This window comes from Sphingobacterium sp. WM (assembly GCF_029542465.1).
Classification (GTDB): Bacteria; Bacteroidota; Bacteroidia; order Sphingobacteriales; family Sphingobacteriaceae; genus Sphingobacterium; species Sphingobacterium cellulitidis.
In genome coordinates this window covers 454598-476559 of the sequence record NZ_CP120709.1, presented here as the reverse complement: position 1 = coordinate 476559, position 21962 = coordinate 454598, and the positions used below count along the sequence as shown (strand labels likewise).

At 37.9% G+C, this 21962-nt stretch carries 20 protein-coding genes, 1 other RNA gene and 1 pseudogene; 11 read left to right on the top strand and 11 right to left on the bottom strand.

Features of this window, described 5'->3' with window-relative positions:
• Positions 1-8 precede the first annotated feature (8 nt).
• The 7 genes from cysS to tgt all read right to left on the bottom strand — a co-directional run bounded on the left by cysS (position 9) and on the right by tgt (position 11386).
• Positions 9-1475 (bottom strand): cysteine--tRNA ligase, encoded by a 1467-nt coding sequence (cysS, locus tag PZ892_RS02100; protein WP_182497997.1) that lies wholly within the window; start codon positions 1473-1475, stop codon positions 9-11.
• A 17-nt stretch (positions 1476-1492) separates the two neighbouring features.
• A complete protein-coding gene (der, locus tag PZ892_RS02095; protein ID WP_094255563.1) occupies positions 1493-2794 on the bottom strand; it encodes a ribosome biogenesis GTPase Der in 1302 nt (433 codons plus the stop codon).
• A gap of 606 nt (positions 2795-3400) precedes the next feature.
• Positions 3401-5032: a RagB/SusD family nutrient uptake outer membrane protein gene (locus PZ892_RS02090; RefSeq protein ID WP_182497996.1), complete on the bottom strand. Its 1632-nt coding sequence runs from the start codon at positions 5030-5032 to the stop codon at positions 3401-3403.
• A gap of 11 nt (positions 5033-5043) precedes the next feature.
• On the bottom strand, positions 5044-8079 hold the full coding sequence (locus tag PZ892_RS02085; RefSeq protein WP_182497995.1) for a SusC/RagA family TonB-linked outer membrane protein: 3036 nt from the start codon (positions 8077-8079) through the stop codon (positions 5044-5046).
• 185 nt (positions 8080-8264) lie between these two features.
• Entirely contained in the window at positions 8265-9143 is an 879-nt protein-coding gene (locus tag PZ892_RS02080; protein WP_182497994.1) for an EamA family transporter, read from the bottom strand.
• A 12-nt stretch (positions 9144-9155) separates the two neighbouring features.
• Complete coding sequence (locus tag PZ892_RS02075) at positions 9156-10241, bottom strand: LptF/LptG family permease (protein WP_094255567.1); 1086 nt, start codon at positions 10239-10241, stop codon at positions 9156-9158.
• A gap of 14 nt (positions 10242-10255) precedes the next feature.
• The gene (gene tgt, locus PZ892_RS02070; protein ID WP_094255568.1) at positions 10256-11386 is read right to left on the bottom strand and encodes a tRNA guanosine(34) transglycosylase Tgt; all 1131 of its coding nucleotides are present in this window, start codon (positions 11384-11386) and stop codon (positions 10256-10258) included.
• 128 nt (positions 11387-11514) lie between these two features.
• Here tgt and PZ892_RS02065 point away from each other — a divergent pair, with 128 nt between their 5' ends.
• Positions 11515-12657, top strand: a complete 1143-nt coding sequence (locus PZ892_RS02065; protein WP_182497993.1) for a glycosyltransferase — start codon at positions 11515-11517, stop codon at positions 12655-12657.
• Positions 12658-12678: 21 nt separating this feature from the next.
• Complete coding sequence (rsmG, locus tag PZ892_RS02060) at positions 12679-13314, top strand: 16S rRNA (guanine(527)-N(7))-methyltransferase RsmG (RefSeq protein ID WP_094280278.1); 636 nt, start codon at positions 12679-12681, stop codon at positions 13312-13314.
• A gap of 41 nt (positions 13315-13355) precedes the next feature.
• Here rsmG and PZ892_RS02055 read toward each other — a convergent pair whose 3' ends face one another.
• Complete coding sequence (locus tag PZ892_RS02055; RefSeq protein WP_182497992.1) at positions 13356-13583, bottom strand: hypothetical protein; 228 nt, start codon at positions 13581-13583, stop codon at positions 13356-13358.
• Between the two features lie 92 nt (positions 13584-13675).
• Between PZ892_RS02055 and dprA the strand changes: the two are divergent.
• The 7 genes and pseudogenes from dprA to PZ892_RS02020 form a co-directional block, all read left to right on the top strand.
• Positions 13676-14442, top strand: a pseudogene (gene dprA / locus PZ892_RS02050) (DNA-processing protein DprA); the annotation flags it as partial.
• A 90-nt stretch (positions 14443-14532) separates the two neighbouring features.
• Positions 14533-14772 carry a hypothetical protein gene (locus PZ892_RS18295; RefSeq protein ID WP_317167580.1) on the top strand — a complete coding sequence of 80 codons (240 nt, stop codon included), beginning with the start codon at positions 14533-14535 and terminating at the stop codon, positions 14770-14772.
• Positions 14773-14786: 14 nt separating this feature from the next.
• On the top strand, positions 14787-16319 hold the full coding sequence (locus PZ892_RS02040) for an MFS transporter (RefSeq protein WP_182497991.1): 1533 nt from the start codon (positions 14787-14789) through the stop codon (positions 16317-16319).
• Position 16320: 1 nt separating this feature from the next.
• Positions 16321-16548 (top strand): DUF6814 family protein, encoded by a 228-nt coding sequence (locus PZ892_RS02035; RefSeq protein ID WP_094255577.1) that lies wholly within the window; start codon positions 16321-16323, stop codon positions 16546-16548.
• Between the two features lie 81 nt (positions 16549-16629).
• Positions 16630-16727: signal recognition particle sRNA small type (gene ffs, locus PZ892_RS02030), an RNA gene on the top strand.
• Positions 16728-16827: 100 nt separating this feature from the next.
• On the top strand, positions 16828-17670 hold the full coding sequence (gene accD, locus PZ892_RS02025; RefSeq protein WP_094255578.1) for an acetyl-CoA carboxylase, carboxyltransferase subunit beta: 843 nt from the start codon (positions 16828-16830) through the stop codon (positions 17668-17670).
• A 349-nt stretch (positions 17671-18019) separates the two neighbouring features.
• On the top strand, positions 18020-19420 hold the full coding sequence (locus PZ892_RS02020; RefSeq protein ID WP_229678231.1) for a sialate O-acetylesterase: 1401 nt from the start codon (positions 18020-18022) through the stop codon (positions 19418-19420).
• A gap of 10 nt (positions 19421-19430) precedes the next feature.
• On the opposite strand, the gene PZ892_RS02015 is transcribed toward PZ892_RS02020, so the two are convergent.
• Complete coding sequence (locus tag PZ892_RS02015) at positions 19431-19790, bottom strand: hypothetical protein (protein ID WP_182497990.1); 360 nt, start codon at positions 19788-19790, stop codon at positions 19431-19433.
• Positions 19791-19896: 106 nt separating this feature from the next.
• Between PZ892_RS02015 and PZ892_RS02010 the strand changes: the two genes are divergently transcribed.
• Positions 19897-20232 (top strand): MerR family transcriptional regulator, encoded by a 336-nt coding sequence (locus PZ892_RS02010; protein ID WP_094255579.1) that lies wholly within the window; start codon positions 19897-19899, stop codon positions 20230-20232.
• Here PZ892_RS02010 and PZ892_RS02005 read toward each other — a convergent pair.
• Both PZ892_RS02005 and PZ892_RS02000 read right to left on the bottom strand, forming a co-directional pair.
• On the bottom strand, positions 20227-20724 hold the full coding sequence (locus PZ892_RS02005; RefSeq protein WP_182497989.1) for a metallophosphoesterase family protein: 498 nt from the start codon (positions 20722-20724) through the stop codon (positions 20227-20229). The two genes, PZ892_RS02010 and PZ892_RS02005, sit on opposite strands and share 6 nt — an antisense overlap.
• A 1-nt stretch (position 20725) precedes the next feature.
• Complete coding sequence (locus tag PZ892_RS02000) at positions 20726-21430, bottom strand: methyltransferase (RefSeq protein ID WP_182497988.1); 705 nt, start codon at positions 21428-21430, stop codon at positions 20726-20728.
• 122 nt (positions 21431-21552) lie between these two features.
• Here PZ892_RS02000 and PZ892_RS01995 point away from each other — a divergent pair, with 122 nt between their 5' ends.
• A complete protein-coding gene (locus tag PZ892_RS01995; RefSeq protein ID WP_094255582.1) occupies positions 21553-21942 on the top strand; it encodes a hypothetical protein in 390 nt (129 codons plus the stop codon).
• Positions 21943-21962 lie beyond the last annotated feature (20 nt).

Below are 21962 nucleotides of genomic sequence, written 5' to 3'. Positions count from 1 at the left end.
CTTACTAATCAAATCTTATTCCAAAGTGTCCCATCCTTGCTATCTTTCAATTGAATACCTGCGGCAGTCAATTGCTCACGGATGCGATCTGAGGTCACAAAATCCTTGTTTTTCTTTGCGTCATTGCGCAAATTGATAATAATTTGCATCAAATCCTCCATATTATCACCCTCTCCAATTTGATCATCTTTTAAACCCAATACATCGAACACAAAGTCCTGCATGTACTGTTTTAGCGCTTGTAAATCACTCTCGCTAATGTTTAACTTCCCATCATAGATCGAATTAATAATACGAACTACCTCAAACAACTCTGCAATAAGCACCGGACTATTAAAGTCATCGTCCATGGCGGCATAACTGCGTTTTTTGATCTCCTCCAAGTTCCCGAAATTCGAAGTCTTCGATGTAACAATCTTATCCAAAAGACCGATGGCAGACATTAATCGTTTGTAGCCTTTATCCGCAGCATCTAGAGCATCATTGGAAAAATCAAGCGTACTTCTATAATGCGCCTGAAGCATAAAGAAACGAACGGCCATTGGAGAATAACCTCTATTCAACAAAGGATGATTCCCTGTAAACAACTCCCCCGGAAGGAATCCGTTGCCCGCAGATTTTGACATCCTTGTTCCATTCACTGTTAACATATTGGTATGCATCCAATATTTCGCAGGACTAGTATGGTTACAAGCTTCTGATTGTGCTATTTCATTGGTGTGGTGAGTCGCTGCCAGATCCATTCCGCCACCATGAATATCAAATTGGTCACCCAAATATTTTCTACTCATGGCCGAACATTCAATATGCCAGCCTGGAAAGCCTACTCCCCATGGTGATGGCCAACGCATGATATGCTCGGGTTTGGCTTTTATCCATAAGGCAAAATCCAAACGACCTCTTTTCTCATCTTGACCACCTAACTCACGCGTATTGTTCAATAGATCCTCAAGATTACGGTTGGTTAAAATCGTATAATTATACTCCTTGACATATTTCTCCACATCAAAGTAAACTGTTCCGTTGACCTCATAAGCAAAGCCATTCTTGATAATCTCCTGAACCATTTCAATCTGCTCCGAGATATGACCAGTAGCTGTTGGCTCTATACTTGGAGGTATGGTATTGAATAAACGCAAAACATCATGGAATCCAATCGTGTACTTTTGGACAATCTCCATCGGCTCTAATTGCTCCAGCTTTGCCTTTTTCGCAAATTTATCATCCCCTTCATCATTATCTCCTTCCAAATGCCCCGCATCCGTAATATTACGCACATAACGTACTTTATATCCAAGATGAACCAGGTATCTGAAAATCAAATCAAAGGAAACAAAAGTCCTACAGTTTCCTAAATGTACATCGCTGTACACAGTAGGTCCACAAACATACATCCCAACCATATTCGGATGTATAGGTACAAACTTTTCTTTCTTTCGGGTAAGCGTATTGTATAATACTAAATTATGCTCCATACGATGATTGAAACTGATTATTTTTGTCTAAAGAATATTTGGATAGGTACTCCTGTAAAATCAAAGTGCTCTCTTAACTTGTTTTCAACAAAACGCTTATAAGGATCTTTGATATATTGAGGTAGATTACAGAAGAAAGCAAACATTGGCGATCTTCCTGGTAATTGTGTGATATATTTAATTTTAATATACTTCCCTTTGGTTGCTGGCGGTGGATAATTCTCAATAATTTCCAACATCACATCATTTAATTTAGAAGTCGGGATTTTCTTCGTTTTATTATTATAGACCTCCATCGCTGTTTCCACAGCTTTGAAAATACGTTGTTTCTCGGTTACTGATGTAAATAAAATAGGCACATCTGTAAATGGAGCAATCTTGCTCTTAATGGATTGTTCGAATTCCTTGGCAGTCTTATGATCCTTCTCAACCGTATCCCATTTATTCACCAAGATCACAATCCCTTTTTTGTTCTTCTCCGCCAAATGGAAAATATTGATATCCTGAGCCTCGATGCCATCTTTGGCATCGATCATTAAGATTACTACATCCGAATCCTCCAAAGCCTTGATCGTACGCATCACCGAGTAGAACTCGATATCCTCGTTAACTTTGGACTTCCTTCTTAAACCGGCAGTATCCACCAATAAAAACTCATGTCCGAATTGGTTATAATGGATACGAATTGAATCACGTGTTGTTCCCGCAATTGGAGTTACGATATTTCTCTCCTTGCCTAATAAGGCATTTGTCAAAGATGATTTACCAACGTTTGGACGACCTACAATCGTAAATTTCGGAAGTTCAGAATCTTCTTCTTCTACATTTTCAAAATTGCTAACCACCGCATCCAATAATTCTCCTGTTCCAGATCCAGTCATGGAAGAGATATTGTAGATATCACCTAGACCAAAGGAGTAGAATTCTGCTGAATCATTTGTTTGCTTTGCACTATCTACTTTATTTGAGACTACATAAACAGGTTTTTTACTACGTCTCAACATGTCTGCAATCTCATCATCTAAATCTGTAATTCCTGTGGTTACATCCACAACAAATAAGATAACGGATGCCTCATCAATAGCAATCAGAACTTGTTCGCGGATCGCTGCTTCAAATACATCATCCGAACCATGAACAAACCCGCCAGTGTCTATAACGGTAAATTTCTTACCGATCCATTCCGCTTGACCATAATGTCTATCGCGAGTAACTCCGCTAAAGTCATCAACAATAGCTTTCCTACTCTCTGTCAAACGATTATATAATGTGGATTTTCCAACGTTAGGTCTTCCAACAATTGCTACGATATTTGCCATATTTCTTTTAATTCGTTACCTCACGGCAACAATTTCAGGTATCTTGTAAAGGTACAAAGTTAAGGATAAATCGCACATCTTGCGTGAGAAATCACAAAATGACAGGCATTACACAAAAAAAATAGGTCAACCTGTGAGGTTGACCTAAAATTAGTTTTGAAAATTAACAGTTAGAAATTCTATTTTGAATTTGATTGGCGGTTAATCCAATCAAAATACTTTCATAAATTTATCTATAAAGAGACTTGACTTCGTCAAATAATGCTGAAAGATAGAAAATTTATTCCTAAAACTTAAATATTTCCAGTAGGAAATTTTAACCCAACTTCTTTGAGAAACTATCATAATAATTTGATTTATAGAGTTTTTTAACACATTGGAAATCTTCCTAACTCAACTATGCAATCACATTGTTACATTGTACCTTTTAAGCAACAAAACATTTATCAAAAGTAAAATTTAAGAATTTTCCAAAATGGTTAAAATGTCCTTTTTTATTGCTTCTTTTTTTTAATATGATAAATAAAGTCTCAATACTTTAAATAATTAGGATAATATTTAATAAGAAAAGCTAATGAGTTCATTAGCTTTTCTTATTCTTATTGTCTATTGGTTTTGTTTTAAAACCCCGTTCGACAAGACTATTTGTTGTTCTGGGATAAATTCAATGGCGATATTACTTTTCGCATCAATACTTAATATTGGGCTACTTCCAGCAGTATGGGTTCCTGGATATTTTCTATCCATGGTCTTGGCATTTCTGAAAACATCAAATTTACGATGACCTTCCCATGCCAATTCCAGTTGTCTTTCCAACAATACAACATCCAATGCTGTTTGTCCCTTTAAATTGGAACTTGTCCATAGTCCTGCTGATGGAATGCCTGCTCGTTGTCTAATGACATTTACATCTTTCAATGCCGATGCTACATCACCCAATTTAGCACTCGCCTCAGCACGGATTAAATAAATCTCCGATAATCTGGAAATAATTGGTGACCATAAATGTGCCTGCCCTTCCTGGCCTGAACATTTAAGAACAAAATACTTCAGGTATCCATTTCTGTTCGCCAACTTCTTATCGATCAAGACCGTTCTTTTCTTACCTCCAATTTGGATGTAATATTGGAATGCCCCTGCTCCATTCGATTCCTTAATCAGGTTTTTCTTCGCTCCACCTTCGGTATAAGAATAGTCTGAACCTGATTGAACAACCTGAACACTTTCATACTTATACGTGTCATTTACATAGTACGCATGCAATTCATCAGCTTTCTCTACAACTGGCTGAATCATTTTATATCGTACATCTTCTGGATACTTACGCACTTCCTCCAAGTATGGTCTGGATGCATACATTTCTCCCCATCCAGAACCTAGAATATTTGCATACATGGACCCAATCGTATTCCAACCATCATCCGCATAATCGAGATCCTTGACAAACTTAATCGCAAAAATATTTTCCTTATTCTCCTCAGGAACAGAAACCGTTAGCTTATTATATTCTGACCCTGCCAATAAACTAAACTTACCTGACTCAATAACTTTATTCGCATATTGAAGGGCTTTTTGATTATCTCCCTTAAACAGATAAATTCTTGCTAGTAAAGCTTGGGTAGAATAAACACTCGCGTAAACATTGCTCTTATAGCTTTTAAACAATCCTTCCGCCTTCAATAAATCTTTCTCAATCTGATCATAAACCTCTTTTACAGTATTTCGTGGTAATACCTCAAATGGATCATCTGTTAATTTAATCGGTACTGCCAAAGATTGTGGATCTTGCGTATAAGGCTTGCCAAAGACATTCGCCAAATAAAAATACATTAAGCTACGCAAGTAAAGGTTTTCAGCAATCATTTGATCCTGATCATCATCTTCACCCTCCTTTAGCTTCTGCATTAACAAGTTTGTCCCTGCAATTACACGATATGAGTTTTCCCAGTAATTATTTACCCGACCATTATTGACAACTCTCTTATAGTTATAATTATAAAAAAGGTTATCTGTCGTCGTACCACTTAAAGAAACATTGTCTCCAGGATATTCCGTAACACGGTGCCAGTTTTCAACCCAGCCCTTCAAACTATGGTAATTCCCCAAATGTAAAGCCCTTAAGGCACCCTCGGTATTTTCTATATTTTCATTGGTCAACGCATTATATGGCTCCTTATCCAAAGAACAAGATGTCATCAACAAACCAACAACCCCACTTAATATGAATAATTTCTTCATCGTTCTTTCTTTTAAAATGTTAGATTAAGCCCAAAAACCAAGCGTTTTGGTGCTGGATATTGAGAAGTGGCATCACCGCCCCCTGCTTTATCTACAGCGTTATCATTTCCTAAGATTGCAGCCTCGGGATCCAATCCAGAGAACTTAGTCGATGTCCATAGGTTATCTCCTGAAACATAAACATTCAATCCTTTTAATTTTAATTTATTAACTAGACTCTCTGAAAAGGTATAACCCAAGGTCACATTTCTTAATCTCAAGAAATTGGTGCTTTCTAAGTATCTTGAAGAGGTCTTGTTTGAAAGACTCGTATTATTATATTCTGCTTTAGGATGTGTAGCATTAGGATTTTCTGGAGACCATCTTGACCAACCATCTTTTAAGATCATCTGATTATAGGATGCATAAGCTCCATCTGAATCAAACAACTCTCTGGCAGCATTATAAGTAATTCCTCCATTTTGATAAGCAAAATTAGCATTCAAATTAAACCCTTTGTAGGTCATTGCCGAGTTAAATCCTCCTTGAAACTTAGGTGTGGCAGCTCCCACAAATTGTAATGTAGCATCATTGTAAACTGAAGTAGTTGACACCTCTCCGGTTTCCTCATTCACGGATTCCCATAATGGAGCCCCATTCTCAGGATTTACCCCAACCCATTTACGCATGTACCATGAATCAACATCATGTCCTACTGAAAATCTCATATTTCCTTTTGGAATATCTTGATCGTCTTTCAAGGAAGTAATGCGGTTATTGTTATGTGCAATATTTACCCCTAAATCCCATTGAAATGGATTTCCCGGACTAAATACAGAACCACTCAAGGCAACTTCAACCCCACGGTTTCTCAATCCACCAATATTCAACCAATATCCGTCCCAACCAGCTGTGGATGGAAAGTCAACGAAGTAAAGTAAACCACTTGTGTTTTTATTATATAAATCAACAGATAGGTTTAATCTATTGAACATTCCTAATTCTAAACCTAAGTTCGCATCGTAGGATTTCTCCCAGCTTACATGTGCATTTTGGAAATTTTTCTGAATTGCAGCTGGTTCTCCATTATATTGCGCATTAAGTCCATAGGTAGCAAATGAAGAATAATAATCAACCGGCACGTTTCCTACACCCCCATAAGAAGCTTTCAAACGTAATAAGTTGATTGATGGAACATTGAAGAAGGCTTCATTATTAATATTCCAAGCACCACTCACTGAATAAAACGCTCCATACTGTTGTTCCCTACCAAATCTGGAAGAACCATCCACACGGAAGGAGGCCATCACATTATAACGGTTATCATATCCATAGGTACCCTGCAAGATTCCTGATTGAAAGGAATAATCGTTCTTTGTACCTCCAAAATCCAATACACTAGCCGCATTTCCTAAAATCTCAGATCCTGGTGCAATCCCTTTTCCTGTCGCATTTTGACTGGAATAAACATAATCTGAATACTCATAAGCCGCAAAACCAGAAACCGTATGCTTTCCGAAAGTTTCATTATACTTCAACATTTGGTTGAAGAACCTTGTAATACGTTTATCTGAAAATTGATATATAGTTCCCTTATTACCGCGTCCTTCATTGGAGTTAGGGTCTGCATATCTCATTGCAGTTTGATTATAATAAGTTAGGTTATTCATGGATTCGAATGTGAATCGATCTGATATCCTGTAGGAGAAATCAAAATTCCCTTGCATATCCAAAGTCTGCCCTTTCCCATAGTTATACTGCAGGTCATACAAATAGTTGGTATGGTCACGACCAAACCAAGCTACCGTAGCATCTGGAGCCTGCGGATTTTTGATAGTTCCATCGGTATTATATGGATTATCCCATGGCAAATAGAACATCATATTGTATAGGGAATGCTGTTTATCCGTATAGGTCGTATAAGCAGCATTTAATTTAGGCTTGAACGTCAAACGATCAGTCAGCTTATGCTCTACATTGAAGCGACCTGTTAATCTTTCAAAATCATATCCCTTGATTGAACCCTTTTCACCATAATAATTGGCACTGGCAAAAACAGAAGTTTTGTCTGTTTTACCCATATAACTAGCTGAAAAATCATTGACAGGAGCATTTTGAGTTCCGTTTTTCAACCAATTGTAATCATTATTCAAGACATCCTTGCTGACATTATCATCAATATCGTCTTGATTAGGGAAAGTTTGATAATAGTCCCAAAGCTCTTGAGAATTCATCAAATCAAAATTCCCAAAATTAAATTTACTGATACCCGAAGAAAGGTTAACTGAAAAAGTTCCTTCTCCTTCTCGTAAAGCTCGTTTTGTAGTCACAACGATTACCCCGTTTGTCCCGCGGGAACCATATTGTGTCGTTGCAGCAGCATCTTTTAACACCGAAATACTCTCAATATCATTTGGATTAATATTGGCTACCCCATGTGTAATAACACCATCAACAACCCATAATGGGTTGGTCCCTGATGAAAGAGAGCTACGACCTCTAATCTTCACGTTCGCTTGTTGACCAGGTCGACCTGTACCAACAACATCAACCCCAGCTACCTTTCCTTGTAATAGATTGGAAACATTCGGAGACTTGGTATCTTTCAGTTTCTTTTGATCCAAGGATACAATTGAAGCACTGATATCACCCTTCTTTTGAGTAGAATATCCTGTCACAACGACTTCGTCAATATTCTCCTCACTAGAATTTAGCTCCACATTCACAGTAGTTCCTGTAATGGCAACCTCTTTTTTCTCATGACCAATAGCCGTAAAAACTAAGGTCTGACCATTTTCGGCCGCAATGCTAAACTCTCCTGAAGCATTCGTTGAAGTAGATTTGCTAGGATCTTCCTTAACAGTCACTGTTACCCCTGGCAAAACCACTCCCCCTGAAGTCACCTTTCCTTTGACTTCTTGCTGTGAAGAATAGCTCTCCACTTCATCCCTGTTTAACTCATTCGCAACAGAAGAACTACCCGGTAAACTTAACCCAATAATAACGGCTCCTGCAACTAAATGAGATCTTTTCAATGGAAAAAATGGTCTTGAAAATCTCTTTTTCATAAACTTTACTTAATTAAATATTTAGCAATACCTCTTCTGTGATATCACAATTTAGTTTCTGAAAGTAAAAGTTTAAGTAAAAAATTAACCCTTATCCATAGAACGAAATCGTTTGCATAAATTGAACAAACGTTTGCATAAGCAACTAATTGTAACTTTAGGATAAAGCCAATATCAACAAAAAATTAAATTTTGATTTTTGTCTTTAGGTAAGGATAAATAAATACAGCCGTTAAAACGATCACTGCACCAAAATAAAAACCTGTACTCATGGCTTCTTTTTGTCCAAAAATGAGCAATGCCAGGATAATTCCATAAACAGGTTCCATATTCGTAGTCAGGGCCACTGTAAAAGCAGAAAGCTCCCGCATAACCGCAACTCCCAATACGTAAGCTATTGCTGTACAGACCACCCCCAACAATAATAGGTATAAAAGATCCGACTGACTAAGAATCATCTGCTCATCAAAATCTCCAGTAAATAACATCACAACGGAAACCCCAATCCATGCTCCAATCATCTCATACAAGGTAATTGTCGTTGGGCTTCCTTTTTTCACCATCCGCGAATTTAAAATGGAAAATATGCTGGCGCAAAACGCACAGGATAAGCCAAATACGATCCCCCAGAAGTATTTAAATTCAAATTTAAAGATGAGATAAATCCCAAATATAATTACCAATCCGACCACAACATCCGCAATGGAAATACGCTTTCGGTTGATGATTGGTTCCAATATCGCAGTAAACAGCGTTACGGAGGATAAAGTCACCAGAGTCACCGAAACTGTGGACACTTTGATGGCGTGAAAGAACAAAACCCAGTGCAATCCAACAATCAATCCAACACCTAAATATTGCATCAATTGACCCTTGGAAACCAATAAAGATTTGCGTTTAAAGAAATAATAGATAACAAGTGAAACTGCGGCGATTAAAACCCGATACCACACCAAATGAAGGGCGGAAACAGTAATTAATTCCCCTAATACTCCCGTAAATCCCCAAATTAATACGGTGAAATGCAATATCAATGTATTGCGGTTGATAGTCAATTGTGACATGGTTTGATATGCTTACTTCGGCGCCTTTTTCAATAAGTAAAAACTCAATATCAAGAAGATGACATTGGGAATTAATACCGAAATCAAAGGATCCAAACCTCCCTTAATAGAGAACATACTTGAAAATCGCTCAAGTACAATATAAATACAGCTTAAGCCGATCCCTAAACCTAAACTCAAGCCAATCCCCCCACGGACTTTCTTCGACGACAAGGAAACCCCAATCAAAGTCAAAATAAAAGCCGAAAACGGGTTAATAATTCGTTTGTATTTTTCGAGCAACAGTTCATTCATCATCCCTGTTCCGCGAACTTCTTCCTTACTGATCCGCTCATTAAGCTCATGCTGATCCATCGTGGTGAAAACATCCTCATAGGATTCGAAATCCTGCGGACGCATATCCAAGGTGGTATCTTTCTTCTCCCCACTCAACATTTCCTCTTTCAATCCCTTGATCTCACGAGTGGTATAGGTATGTAAACTCCATTTTCGAGCAACAGAATCCCAGGTTACTCGCTCAGCCATCAGCTTCTCCATCATCTTGTCTCCGTCAAACTTCTCAAGACTGAAGTTGTAACCTACTTTAGATTTGGTGTCGAAAGAACCCATATACACATAAGTATTGGAATCCACTTGCATGTGAATCGACGAGGAAGTGGTACTTACTTTATTCGGTTTCACATAAACGTTTTCAAAATTCACCTTCACCTTATTGGTAAAGGGGATAATGTAAACGTTGGATAATAAGGTCATTCCAAAAATCAATGCCGCACAAATCATATAAGGCCTTAACAACCTATTAAAACTCATCCCTCCACTTAAGATTGGTACAATCTCCGTTTGATCGGCCATCTTCGAGGTAAAGAAAATTACAGCAATGAAATTAAATAATGGGGTCAGCATGTTGATAAAGAATGGCAAACTCCCCAACGCATAGTATTCAAAAAACACCTGCGTCATGGTAGCACCATACTTATTGAAATCATCAATTTTCTCGGATATATCGAAAATCACAATCACGACACAGAAAATCGCAACTGTGAATACAAAAGTACTTAAGTACTTTTTCATGATATATCGATCGATGATCTTAAACATGCTTCTCTTATTTATTATAATCGTTGACCTAATACTGGAACCATCTTGTTTTTCCAATCATAGAAAGTGCCATCTATAATTTTTTCCCTAGCCTGATTCACTAACCAAAGATAAAAATGTAAATTATGTAATGAAGCGATTTGTGCACCTAAAATTTCTTGAGATCTAATCAAATGTCTCAAGTATGCTTTGCTATGGATTTGATCCACCAACAAATCAGATTCAGCCTCAATAGGACTGAAATCATCCTTCCACTTTTCATTCTTGATGTTGATAATACCATTTTGGGTGAATAACATCCCGTTTCTCGCATTGCGCGTAGGCATTACACAATCGAACATATCGATTCCTAAGGCAATATTCTCCAAAAGATTCACTGGAGTTCCTACTCCCATCAGATACCTAGGCTTGTCATGTGGCAAAATATTCGTCACCACTTCGGTCATTGCATACATCTCCTCAGCAGGTTCTCCGACAGAAAGACCGCCAATGGCATTTCCTTCACGATTGAAAGAGGCAATAGTTTCAGCCGATTTCTCTCTTAAATCCTTGTATACAGAACCTTGAACAATAGGAAACAAGGTTTGATCATAACCATATAATGGATCTGTACTATCAAAACGATCACAACAACGCTTTAACCAACGGTGTGTCATTTCCATGGATCTTCTCGCATAGCGATAATCACACGGATAGGGAGTACATTCATCAAAGGCCATAATGATATCTGCACCGATAATGCGTTGGGTATCCATTACATTCTCGGGGGTAAACAAATGCTTCGAACCATCAATATGGGACCTGAAGGTTACTCCTTCTTCTTTGATTTTACGAACTTCTGTTAGGGAATAAACTTGGTAACCTCCCGAATCTGTTAGAATAGGACGATCCCAATTAATAAATTTATGTAATCCTCCCGCCTTATTTAAGACATCCAATCCTGGTCTAAGATATAAATGGTAGGTATTCCCTAAAATAATCTGTGCCTGGATATCATTCACCAATTCATGCTGATGGACAGCTTTCACTGTTCCTGCTGTTCCAACTGGCATAAAAATGGGCGTTTGGATTTTCCCGTGGGCGGTTTCAATCTCCCCAGCTCGTGCTCTTGAAAATTTATCTTGTGCTTGAAGCGTAAAATTCATAGTATTCCTTAATCGACCGCAAAAATACTATAAAATTCCTTGCGATTAACATATCAGCCCTTTAATTCGAATTTCTTAACAATTCACAAACTATTTAACCGATAACCTGTATCTTTGAACCTAATTTTATGAACGCTCAGATCTTTACACAATTGGATATTTCGCTGATTCCCTATGGAGTTCTAGCTCTCTTTTTGATCTTTCAGTTGTATTTTATTCTATTTGTCTATGGAAAATTAGCGCTCCATAAGGTCAAATCTCATCAAGATACCGCTAATGATAGACCTGTATCCATAATTATCTGCGCTCATAATGAGCAGGAAAACCTTAAAACCTACCTCCCAGCAATATTGGAACAGGATTATTCCAATTTCGAAGTAATTGTTGTCAATGATTGCTCTGGAGATGATACCAAATGGGTATTAAAGGATTTTACCGAAAAATATGCGCATCTGAAGGTAGTTGAAATTAAAGAGCATATTCAATTAAAGCATAGCAAGAAATTCGCTTTAACAATGGGAATCAAAGGGGCACAACATCCTTACCTCTTGATGACCGATGCGGATTGTCAACCTAATAGCAGGCTTTGGCTAAAGGAAATGGCAGGCTCATTTCTTGAAAACAAGGAAATAGTATTAGGGTATTCTCCTTATTTCAAATTCCCGGGTTTCTTAAACCGTCTTATCCGTTTTGAAACAAGCCATACAGCCATGAGCTATTTATCCTATGCTTTAAAAAAGGATGCTTATATGGGCGTTGGTCGAAATTTAGCTTATCAGAAAGACTTGTTCTTTAAGGCGCGGGGCTTTACTGAACATATGCATATCAAATCTGGTGATGATGACCTTTTTGTCAATGCCAATGCGAATAGACGGAATGTGGAAATCAATATCCACCCAGATGCTTTTGTATATTCTGATCCAAAAAGAACGTGGAAGTCATATTACAAACAGAAAGCTAGACATTCAGGCGCATCAACCTTATACAAAGGTAGGCATCAAAGTATGTTGGGAATTCAATTGGTCACTGCCCTCTTGTTTTACCTAGCGATCATTGTTGCAGTGGCAGTCAGCCCAAGCTATTGGTACATCGCATTGGCGGCTTATCTAATCCGATTGATCTGCCAATTCTTGATCTTTAACCCTATCTACAAAAAACTAGCAGTCAGCGACCTATTAATTTGGTTGCCGATATTAGATCTATATTATTATTTTTATATCTGTTTTAATGGACTCTTTAACCGTTCCAAAAAACAGGTTTCCTGGAAATAAAAACCCTTAATTTATTACATCGTGAATCCTACAGTCGACATTATTTATAATTACTTTCCAAAACTTACTGAAACGCAAAAAGAACAATTTGCCAAACTGGAAGAACTATATCCCTTATGGAATGACCAAATCAATGTTATTTCCAGAAAAGATATTGAAAGCCTATACCTGAAGCATGTTTTGCATTCCTTGGCAATTGGTAAATTCGTCGGAGAATTTGCTCCAAAAACGCGCATCCTGGATGTAGGTACAGGTGGTGGGTTCCCCGGAATTCCTTTAGCGATTCTTTTTCCGGAGGTTCAGTTCCATTTGGTAGATTCTATTGGAAAGAAAATTAAGGTTGTGCGTGAAGTGGCAGCAGGTCTTGGACTAAAGAATGTCGAAGCCGACCATATTCGTGCCGAACAATTGGATTACAAGTATGATTTTGTGGTATCAAGAGCTGTTACACGCCTGGGCGATTTTATTCCTTGGGTAAGAAACAAAATCGAAAAACAAGATAAAAACAGTATTCCTAATGGAATCCTTTATCTAAAGGGCGGTGATTTAAAAGAAGAGATCAAAGAAGCTAGAGTAAAAGCCGAATTGCACCCGATCCCTCATTATTTCAAAGAAGATTTCTTTGAAACAAAATATGTCATGTACATACCAATGTAGTAAACGGGCGTAGTGCATACGCCCTTATATCTTTCCCTACGTTACAAATTTTTATTAATCTCTGCCCCAATCAGATTAATTTCCTCGTCCATTCCAAACAAGGGTAATCCAGTTTCAGGATTCAATTTTAACCATGATGTTTCGGTGTCTTTAATGATCTGAACATATTCTTTCCCATCTTTAAAAACAGTGTAGGTATCCTTTTCATCAGGGAAAACCGAATAAGTTATGTCGCCAACTTCTATATCAAAAGGTTCTTGCAATTCCATGGTATTTCTTTTTTTACAAAGGTAATCAATTAAACTTTATTGATTTTGCAGAAGGAATTCGATTGATTATCTTTAGTCCTAAGCTAACCAAAATGAATGCAATAGAAAAAATTGCCTTAACCAAGATTAAAGGTATAGGTCCTAAAACAAGTCGATTGTTATTGGCTTATTGTGGGAGCTTGGAAGAAATATTCAGATGTCCAAAGAAGGAATTAGCCTTGATTCCTGGTATTCATAAAAATTCTATTAATCAATTAATCTCAAAGTCCTATTTAAAAGAAGCAGAAGCAGAATATCAATTTATTACCGAGAATCAGATTGAAGTATTATGGTTCGAAGATGTAGATTATCCCTCTCGATTAAAGCACTGTGAGGATGCTCCCCTAATTATTTATAAAAAGGGTTCATGTCAATTAAATAAGCAAAAAACCGTAAGCATTGTCGGAACTCGAAATGCGACCTCCTATGGCCGTAGACTAACCGAAGAATTGATTCATGAGTTAAAGGAGTTGGACATCCTGGTGGTTAGTGGTCTTGCTTATGGCATTGATATTATTGCCCATAAAACTGCCCTTGATGAAGGATTGGAAACCGCAGCTGTGTTAGCCCATGGTTTGGATCGAGTATATCCTTTTGACCATCGGGAGATTGCTGAAAAAATCAGCTCTCAGGGATGTTTGATTAGTGAATATCCCTCTGGAACTATTGCTGACAAACCACATTCCCAATGCGTAATCGCATCGTTGCTGGCCTTGCGGATGTAACGATCGTGGTGGAAGCGGCAACAAAGGGTGGTGCTTTGATTACGGCTGATATCGCCAATAGCTATAACCGAGATGTATGCGCATTTCCAGGCTCAGTGGACCTGTTCTATTCCGCTGGATGCAATGAGTTGATCCGAAATCATAAAGCCCACTTGATACGCAATGCCAAGGACCTCAAGCAGCTGATGCAATGGGATGACCAACCGAATGGGAATAATCACAACCCACAACTTCCATTAATTTTTGAATTGTCCATGGAAGAACAAAGAGTTTTTGATTATCTTAAAGACTGCAAAGAGTCTGCAATTGATGAAATTGCGGCTTATTGTGATTTGCCACAAAGTAAACTAGCTATGATTTTACTGGAAATGGAAATGAATGGAATCATTCAGGCATTACCGGGAAAAATATATAAACTACCTTAAACCTAAACACTTATATGCAAGAACAAACTAGTAAAAAAGGAATTTGGAAGGTCATTGGGGCCTCTTCCCTAGGCACTCTGATCGAATGGTATGACTTCTTTATTTTCGGAAGTCTATCCATCGTCATTTCCACCAAATTTTTCCCTTCAGACAATCCAACGGCAGCTTTTCTGTCCACACTAGCTACCTTTGCTGCTGGATTTGTAGTACGACCATTTGGAGCTCTTTTCTTCGGAAGATTAGGTGATTTAATCGGTCGTAAATACACCTTTATGGTAACCCTGATGCTGATGGGTGGTGCAACCTTTCTAATCGGTTGTATTCCGAGTTATGAAAGCATTGGTTTCCTGGCGCCATTGATAGTCCTCATATTAAGATTACTACAAGGATTAGCCCTTGGTGGTGAGTATGGTGGTGCGGCAACTTATGTTGCCGAGCATGCCCCAAATGGCGAAAGGGGTTATTGGACTTCCTGGATCCAAACCACAGCTACCTTTGGTTTATTTATTTCTCTGGTGGTTATCTTGTTGACCAAGTTCATTCTTACTGAAGCACAATTTGACCATTGGGGCTGGCGGGTTCCATTTTTACTTTCCATATTAATGGTCTACGTATCCTACTTGATTCGTAAAAATATGGATGAATCTCCAGAATTCAAGAAAGCTAAAGCAGAAGGAAAAACATCTACAAACCCTTTAAAAGAAAGTTTTGGCAATAAATACAACCTGAAATTTGTTTTGTTGGCCTTGTTTGGTGCCGCGATGGGTCAAGGTGTCGTTTGGTATACCGGTCAGTTTTACTCCATGAGTTTTATGAAGACAGTGATGTTTCTGGACTCTGATCAGGCTGATATGATTCTAGGGATAGCCCTTCTTTTTGGAACTCCATTTTTCGTGGTGTTTGGGCGGCTCTCCGATAAGGTGGGCCGAAAATGGGTAATGTTAACAGGAATGCTCCTTGCTGTCCTCACCTATCGGCCAATCTATCAAGCCATGTATCAGATTACGGATACGAGCTTGAAACAAGAATTGGCTGAAAAACGAACAGAAACCATTACTGAGCTGAGTCCTGAAAATGAAAATGAAATAAAAACAATTACCAGATATTATTCAGATGGATCCTATAGTAAGGAAGAACACATCAAACACAGTGAATCTGCAGGTGCTAATCAAATTGAAAATGTAAAGACCACTGTGAAAAACAGCATGTATTTATCTGGAGGGAACTATGTAAAATTGATTTCCTTAATTTTCATTCAGATAATATATATCACTTTAGTTTATGGCCCGATTGCAGCCTTTTTAGTGGAAATATTCCCTGTGAAGATCAGATACACTTCCATGTCACTACCTTACCATATTGGAAATGGAATTTTCGGGGGTCTATTGCCTGCGGTGTCAACCTACCTGGCGACCAATGCAAAGGGAGCCGCCGATCCGACCTTTTATTTGGAGGGTTTATGGTATCCGATCATTATTTCAGCGGTCTGTTTTGTGATTGGAGCATTTTATATTAACAAGAACATGGTAGCAAAAGATTTGAATTAAAATGGAAAGCATAAAGAAAATATTAGGAATAGTTTGGATTGCCTTAGCGCTACTTGCGGCATATTTCTGCATAGCCAAATTTGGTTTGCCAAAAATTATTTCCGGAAAACAAGAAGATGTCGTTTTTGGAATTATCATCCTATTTATCCTGACGCCGATCATCTCGATTGGGCTTGGGGTATTTGGATATTTCGCACTTCGGGGGGAATATCAAAGGGACAAAATGTAATTTTCGGGTTGAACCTCAGCCGAATACAGCGAGAATGCAATTTTCTTTTCGGAAAGATTAATTTTTTGTTAATTTTGCCGTGGGTAAGTCCTCTACGACCAGCTCCCATTGACTCCCCCAGGTTGGGAACAAAGCAAGGGTATTTGGTTGAGCGGTGCGATAGAGGTAGCTTACCCATTTTTTATTGACCTATTCTCACCTTAATTTCCATCATTTCGTTTTCTAAATACACATATTAGATATTTTTCGTTTATTTGTAAACCGAATTAACATGAGTCTATGAGTTGGTTTAAAAGAAATAAAGCAGGTATACATACTGCAACAGAAAACAAAAAAGAGGCACCAGATGGGATGTGGAATAAATGTCCAAATTGTAAAAAACCTCTTTTGAATGTGGAACAAGTTGAAAACAAGTATGTTTGTCATTATTGTGACTACCATATCCGTATTGGTTCAACTGCTTATTTCTCCATATTATTTGATAACAACGAATTCACTGAATTATTCCCGAACCTAAAAGCTGGTGATCCATTAAACTTTGTGGACACGAAACCTTACAAGGACAGATTATTAGATAGCCAAGCAAAAACAGGCCTTAATGATGCATTAAGATCTGCCGTTGGTAAAGTAAATGGCCAAGATTTGGTTGTTGCTTGTATGGATTTCTCCTTTATCGGAGGTTCTATGGGTTCTGTGGTCGGTGAGAAGATTTCAAGATCGATTGATTATTGTATCGAACATAAATTACCGTTTATGTTAATCTCCAAATCCGGGGGTGCCCGTATGATGGAAGCTGCATTCTCATTGATGCAAATGGCGAAAACATCCGCTAAATTAGCCTTATTGGCACAAGCAAAATTACCTTATATCTGTTTATTGACTGACCCAACTACAGGTGGTGTAACCGCATCCTATGCTATGCTTGGTGATATCAATATTGCAGAACCAGGTGCTTTAATCGGTTTTGCTGGTCCACGTGTAATCAAAGAAACAATCAAGAAAGACCTTCCTAAAGGATTCCAAACTTCTGAATTCGTATTGGAACATGGTTTCTTAGACTTTATCGTTGACAGAAGACAATTGAAAGAAAAAGTCTCTACTTTCCTAAAAATGGTGAAGTAGTAGATTCCAAAAAATAAAATTTAAAGAGCGAGGTAGATTTCCCTCGCTCTTTTTTTATACTCCATTTTTGATTAAACCGACAATTTCAGTGGGATTTAAATAGGATAATAATACGGTTCATATTGGGTTCTAATTTTGAGTTTTCCCGGACCTTCTTCGGACCTCCTTCGGACAAAAGCCGGATCTTGCTCGAATTTTTTCGGCCAAGGTCCGGATTAACCCCGAAGGATATCCGAGGGATTGCAGAATTTGAACCAATCACCTATTGAATTTTTCTGCTAATTGGATATTAGAGAAGAATGAGATTTTTTTATTAAATTTAGATAACAATAAACCTAACTAAACTCACATGAATCTCAAGAAAACCTTAATTGTTTCCCTATTGGCGGTTTTTGCCTTACATCAAGAAGTTCTTGCTCAATTACGAATTCCCAATTTCTTTTCAGACCATATGGTATTACAACGTGAAACTGAAATAAATTTTTGGGGATTGGCACCGGCCAGCAGTAATGTAAAAATCATTGGTTCCTGGTTTCAGGATACCGTTATTGCAAAGACCAACGGTGATGGTCAATGGCGAACCAAACTCCCAGAAGGAAAAGCTGGTGGTCCTTACGAATTAAAAGTTATTGCCAATCAAGAGACCATAACCTTATCTGATATTTTATTAGGCGATGTTTTTCTATGTTCAGGGCAATCCAATATGGAATGGGGAGCCGCTCAGAATTTAAAGGAAATCATTGATGAGATGCCGAATGCGAAAAACCCTAATATACGCTTATTACATATTAGCAGAAATGGTTCTTACACTCCACAGGATCAAATTTCCAATAAATGGGCAACCTTGAGTGCGGAGTCCTTACAGCCCTTTTCAGCCATTGGTTATTTTATCGGTAAAGATATCAATAGAGAAGAAAATATCCCCGTAGGGATTATCAATTCAAGCTGGGGCGGCACAGCAGCAGAAGTATGGACCCCAAGCTATTTAATAGAGAATGATCCGTTTTTATTACAACGAGCAAAAATTCAAGGCGCCAATGATTGGCGTCCGCACAATAGTGGCGTATTATGGAATGCAATGGTACATCCATTTGCAGGATATAATCTGACAGCCGCATTTTGGTATCAGGGCGAAAGTAATGTGGGTACCTGGGATGGATACGATAAACTGATGAAGACGATGATTACCTCTTGGCGATCAGCTTGGAATCAGGATTTTCCTTTTTACTTTGTTCAGATTGCCCCTTTTCAGTATAACAACAAAGAACCTTTGGCTGCATACCTGAGAGAGCAACAAGCGAAAACAGCGATGGAACTACCAAAAACTGGAATGGTTGTGATTACAGACCTTGTAGATAATATACAGGATATCCATCCTATCCAAAAGAAGGCAGTGGCAAAACGTCTAGCTGATCTGGCATTTGCTGAAATTTACAACAAGCCACTCAAGGATTATAAATCGCCGATTTATAAATCTCAAGAAATTAAAGGCAATGCGATTGAGATCAGTTTTAATAATCTGGAGGGTAAGTTAACCTCGAAGGGAGAAATTACAGATTTATTTATTGCCGGAGCTAATAAGGAATTCAAACCAGCGAAGGGAAAAATTAAAGGAGATAAATTAATTGTAGAATCGGCGGAGGTTAAAAACCCAGTTGCGGTAAGATTTGGGTTTACGGAAATCGCGATGCCGAACTTATTCAATTCAACGGGATTACCGGTTTCCCCATTCAGAACGGACAATTGGTAGGCTTTATAAACTAAGCTTTATCCCTTGTTACATATTTCAGGAAGCTATATAGCTTCCTTTTTTGTAGGTATTGAAGGTTATGTTCATTTTCATAAGCTTCACGCTCAAAGGAGATATTAAGATAAGCACGGGTAAAACTTCGAAATTGAATAAATCTTATGAAGAACTCCAGCAGATAGAGCAAATAAAAAGGCAGGATAAGCAGTTCAATTGCTTGTAATACATGGATTCGTTCATGATTCAGGAGAACTTGATTTTTTAGGTCTGAGCGATATTTAAGGAAAATAAAAGGGAATATAGTAATGGCTTGTGCCTTTCCAATGGAAAAGAACTTTGTCCAGAATTTACTTACGATCACTTTACCTTTCATCTAAAGTATAAAATTACGAAATAGCCTTTAACTTTATATCAATCATGGTTTTTTTGATTATCAAACTTAGATTGTATATTTGTTATTACACAAAAACGAAAAGTTCATGCCGTACAAAGAACGAGAAATTAACAAGCTGTATTATACCATGGGGGAAGTCACTGAAATGTTCGGTGTAAATGCATCTCAAATTCGTTTCTATGAGCGTGAATTTGACATTCTTCAGCCTAAGAAAAATAAAAAGGGGAATCGCCTATTCACGCAAAATGATATTGCCAATCTAAAGATTATCTTCAATTTGGTGAAGGACAAGGGCTATACCTTACAGGGAGCACGTGAATTCTTAAGAAGCAACAAGAACGAAGCAAGAGAAAACCAAAGGATTATTGAATCCTTGGAAGGACTTAAGAGCTTTTTATTGGAGGTTAGGGATAGCTTATAGTGCCCTGCTTCCTAATTCTATCACTTCTAAATTTTCGATTTTATCGCCATTAACTTCAAATCGCATGAGGGTTCTAACCTGATGCCAACCTTGTTTTCCTGCAGCTCCAGGATTCAGGTGAAGTAATTGAAGTTTAGGATCAAACTGGACTTTCAAGATATGGGAATGTCCGCTAATAAATAATTTAGGTGGATTCTTAGTAATTTCTGCTTTGACCAAGGGGCTATATTTTCCAGGGTAACCCCCAATATGAGTCAGCCAAACATCCACTTTCTCGCAATTAAACCTAAGGTTTTCGGGGAATTTAAGTCGGATATCCTTATCGTCAATATTTCCATATACCCCCCGTAAAGGTTTGAATGCTTCTAATTTTTCAATGACTTCCATGGAGCCAAAGTCTCCAATATGCCAGACTTCATCACAATTTTCAAAATGTTTAAAAACGGCCTCATCCAGATAACCGTGTGTATCTGATATCAATCCAATCCTCATATTAAAAAGCTAAGAAATAAGGTTTTAAAATCTGTTTATATGCCTCAGAATATTGTGAGCGTTCTTGATAAATGACAAAGGAATTCTTCGTTAAAGTTTTCAGTTGTCTTTCAAAACTCAAGATACATCGAAAAGGTTCAGAATCAACGAATGATTGGATATCGATTTGTTTGCAAAGGTTCAAACCATTAAGTTTTCCCTGTTCGACCATAAATCCCAACAACTCTACAGGAACTATGATCTGTAACTTTCCATCCTCTGACAATCTATTTCCTGCAAATTCGAACATTCCTTTAAAGAATTCTACATCGGCATGTTTGGCAACCTTTTTCCGGGGATCGGGGTTATGTAGTGAATTGATGTAAAAAGGAGGGTTAGAAACGATCAGGTTAAATTTCAGGTCTGTTTTCCAATGGAAAATATCCGAGTTAACGATGTTTAATTGATTTTTAAATGGGGAATTTTCAAAATTTTCCTTCGCTCGAGCTGCTGCTTGTTGGTCAATTTCAACGGCCCATATCTCAGCGGCAGTAAACTTTTGGGCCAACATTAAAGCAATTACACCGGTTCCGGTGCCAATATCAAGGATTTGTGCCGCGCAATCCGACTCTGTCAAGGCGGCCAGCAATACTCCATCGGTATTGATACGCATGGCACAATGCTCTTGATTTACTGAAAACTCTTTGAATTGGAAGATATTTCCCATGCCACAAAGGTAAGTCTAAATGTGCTTTTTTGTTGTAAAAAATGGCTTTTGATCAAATTTTATCTTGAGCAATTAATCTAAATGAATTTTACCAAGTCTATTTCTCTAAAGACGGACAGAATATGAAAACAAAAATACTTAGAATCGTTGCATTGATTATGGTCGTTGGACTATTTTCAGCTTGTTCAAAAGAATATATTGACGGGCCATTATTTTATCCAGAAGATTTTGCGGTTGATTTGATAGATGTGTATGATGTTGGTCCTGATGCCGTACGTGTAGAGTTTGCAGTTAGCAATCTCTCTGATTTGGACTATTACCAAGGGCAAGATGGAAACTATTATCTGGAATTCTCCTTAGTTAGTCATAATGGGGCGACATTCTTCAATGAGGTACCCATTCGAACACTATATTCCGGAGAAACATTCCGGGGTAGTATGATCATTCGGATAGACCCTCGATTGAGTTATAATTTTAATAACATCAGCTATGATATTTATGATTCTTATTGATACTAATCAATAAGAATCAT

Coding starts and splice junctions, on each gene's coding strand:
- cysS (WP_182497997.1), bottom strand. CDS start 1,475: ATGGAGCATAATTTAGTATTATACAATACGCTTACCCGAAAGAAAGAA.
- der (WP_094255563.1), bottom strand. CDS start 2,794: ATGGCAAATATCGTAGCAATTGTTGGAAGACCTAACGTTGGAAAATCC.
- PZ892_RS02090 (WP_182497996.1), bottom strand. CDS start 5,032: ATGAAGAAATTATTCATATTAAGTGGGGTTGTTGGTTTGTTGATGACA.
- PZ892_RS02085 (WP_182497995.1), bottom strand. CDS start 8,079: ATGAAAAAGAGATTTTCAAGACCATTTTTTCCATTGAAAAGATCTCAT.
- PZ892_RS02080 (WP_182497994.1), bottom strand. CDS start 9,143: ATGTCACAATTGACTATCAACCGCAATACATTGATATTGCATTTCACC.
- PZ892_RS02075 (WP_094255567.1), bottom strand. CDS start 10,241: ATGTTTAAGATCATCGATCGATATATCATGAAAAAGTACTTAAGTACT.
- tgt (WP_094255568.1), bottom strand. CDS start 11,386: ATGAATTTTACGCTTCAAGCACAAGATAAATTTTCAAGAGCACGAGCT.
- PZ892_RS02065 (WP_182497993.1), top strand. CDS start 11,515: ATGAACGCTCAGATCTTTACACAATTGGATATTTCGCTGATTCCCTAT.
- PZ892_RS02055 (WP_182497992.1), bottom strand. CDS start 13,583: ATGGAATTGCAAGAACCTTTTGATATAGAAGTTGGCGACATAACTTAT.
- PZ892_RS18295 (WP_317167580.1), top strand. CDS start 14,533: ATGCAATGGGATGACCAACCGAATGGGAATAATCACAACCCACAACTT.
- PZ892_RS02040 (WP_182497991.1), top strand. CDS start 14,787: ATGCAAGAACAAACTAGTAAAAAAGGAATTTGGAAGGTCATTGGGGCC.
- PZ892_RS02035 (WP_094255577.1), top strand. CDS start 16,321: ATGGAAAGCATAAAGAAAATATTAGGAATAGTTTGGATTGCCTTAGCG.
- accD (WP_094255578.1), top strand. CDS start 16,828: ATGAGTTGGTTTAAAAGAAATAAAGCAGGTATACATACTGCAACAGAA.
- PZ892_RS02020 (WP_229678231.1), top strand. CDS start 18,020: ATGAATCTCAAGAAAACCTTAATTGTTTCCCTATTGGCGGTTTTTGCC.
- PZ892_RS02015 (WP_182497990.1), bottom strand. CDS start 19,790: ATGAAAGGTAAAGTGATCGTAAGTAAATTCTGGACAAAGTTCTTTTCC.
- PZ892_RS02010 (WP_094255579.1), top strand. CDS start 19,897: ATGCCGTACAAAGAACGAGAAATTAACAAGCTGTATTATACCATGGGG.
- PZ892_RS02005 (WP_182497989.1), bottom strand. CDS start 20,724: ATGAGGATTGGATTGATATCAGATACACACGGTTATCTGGATGAGGCC.
- PZ892_RS02000 (WP_182497988.1), bottom strand. CDS start 21,430: ATGGGAAATATCTTCCAATTCAAAGAGTTTTCAGTAAATCAAGAGCAT.
- PZ892_RS01995 (WP_094255582.1), top strand. CDS start 21,553: ATGAAAACAAAAATACTTAGAATCGTTGCATTGATTATGGTCGTTGGA.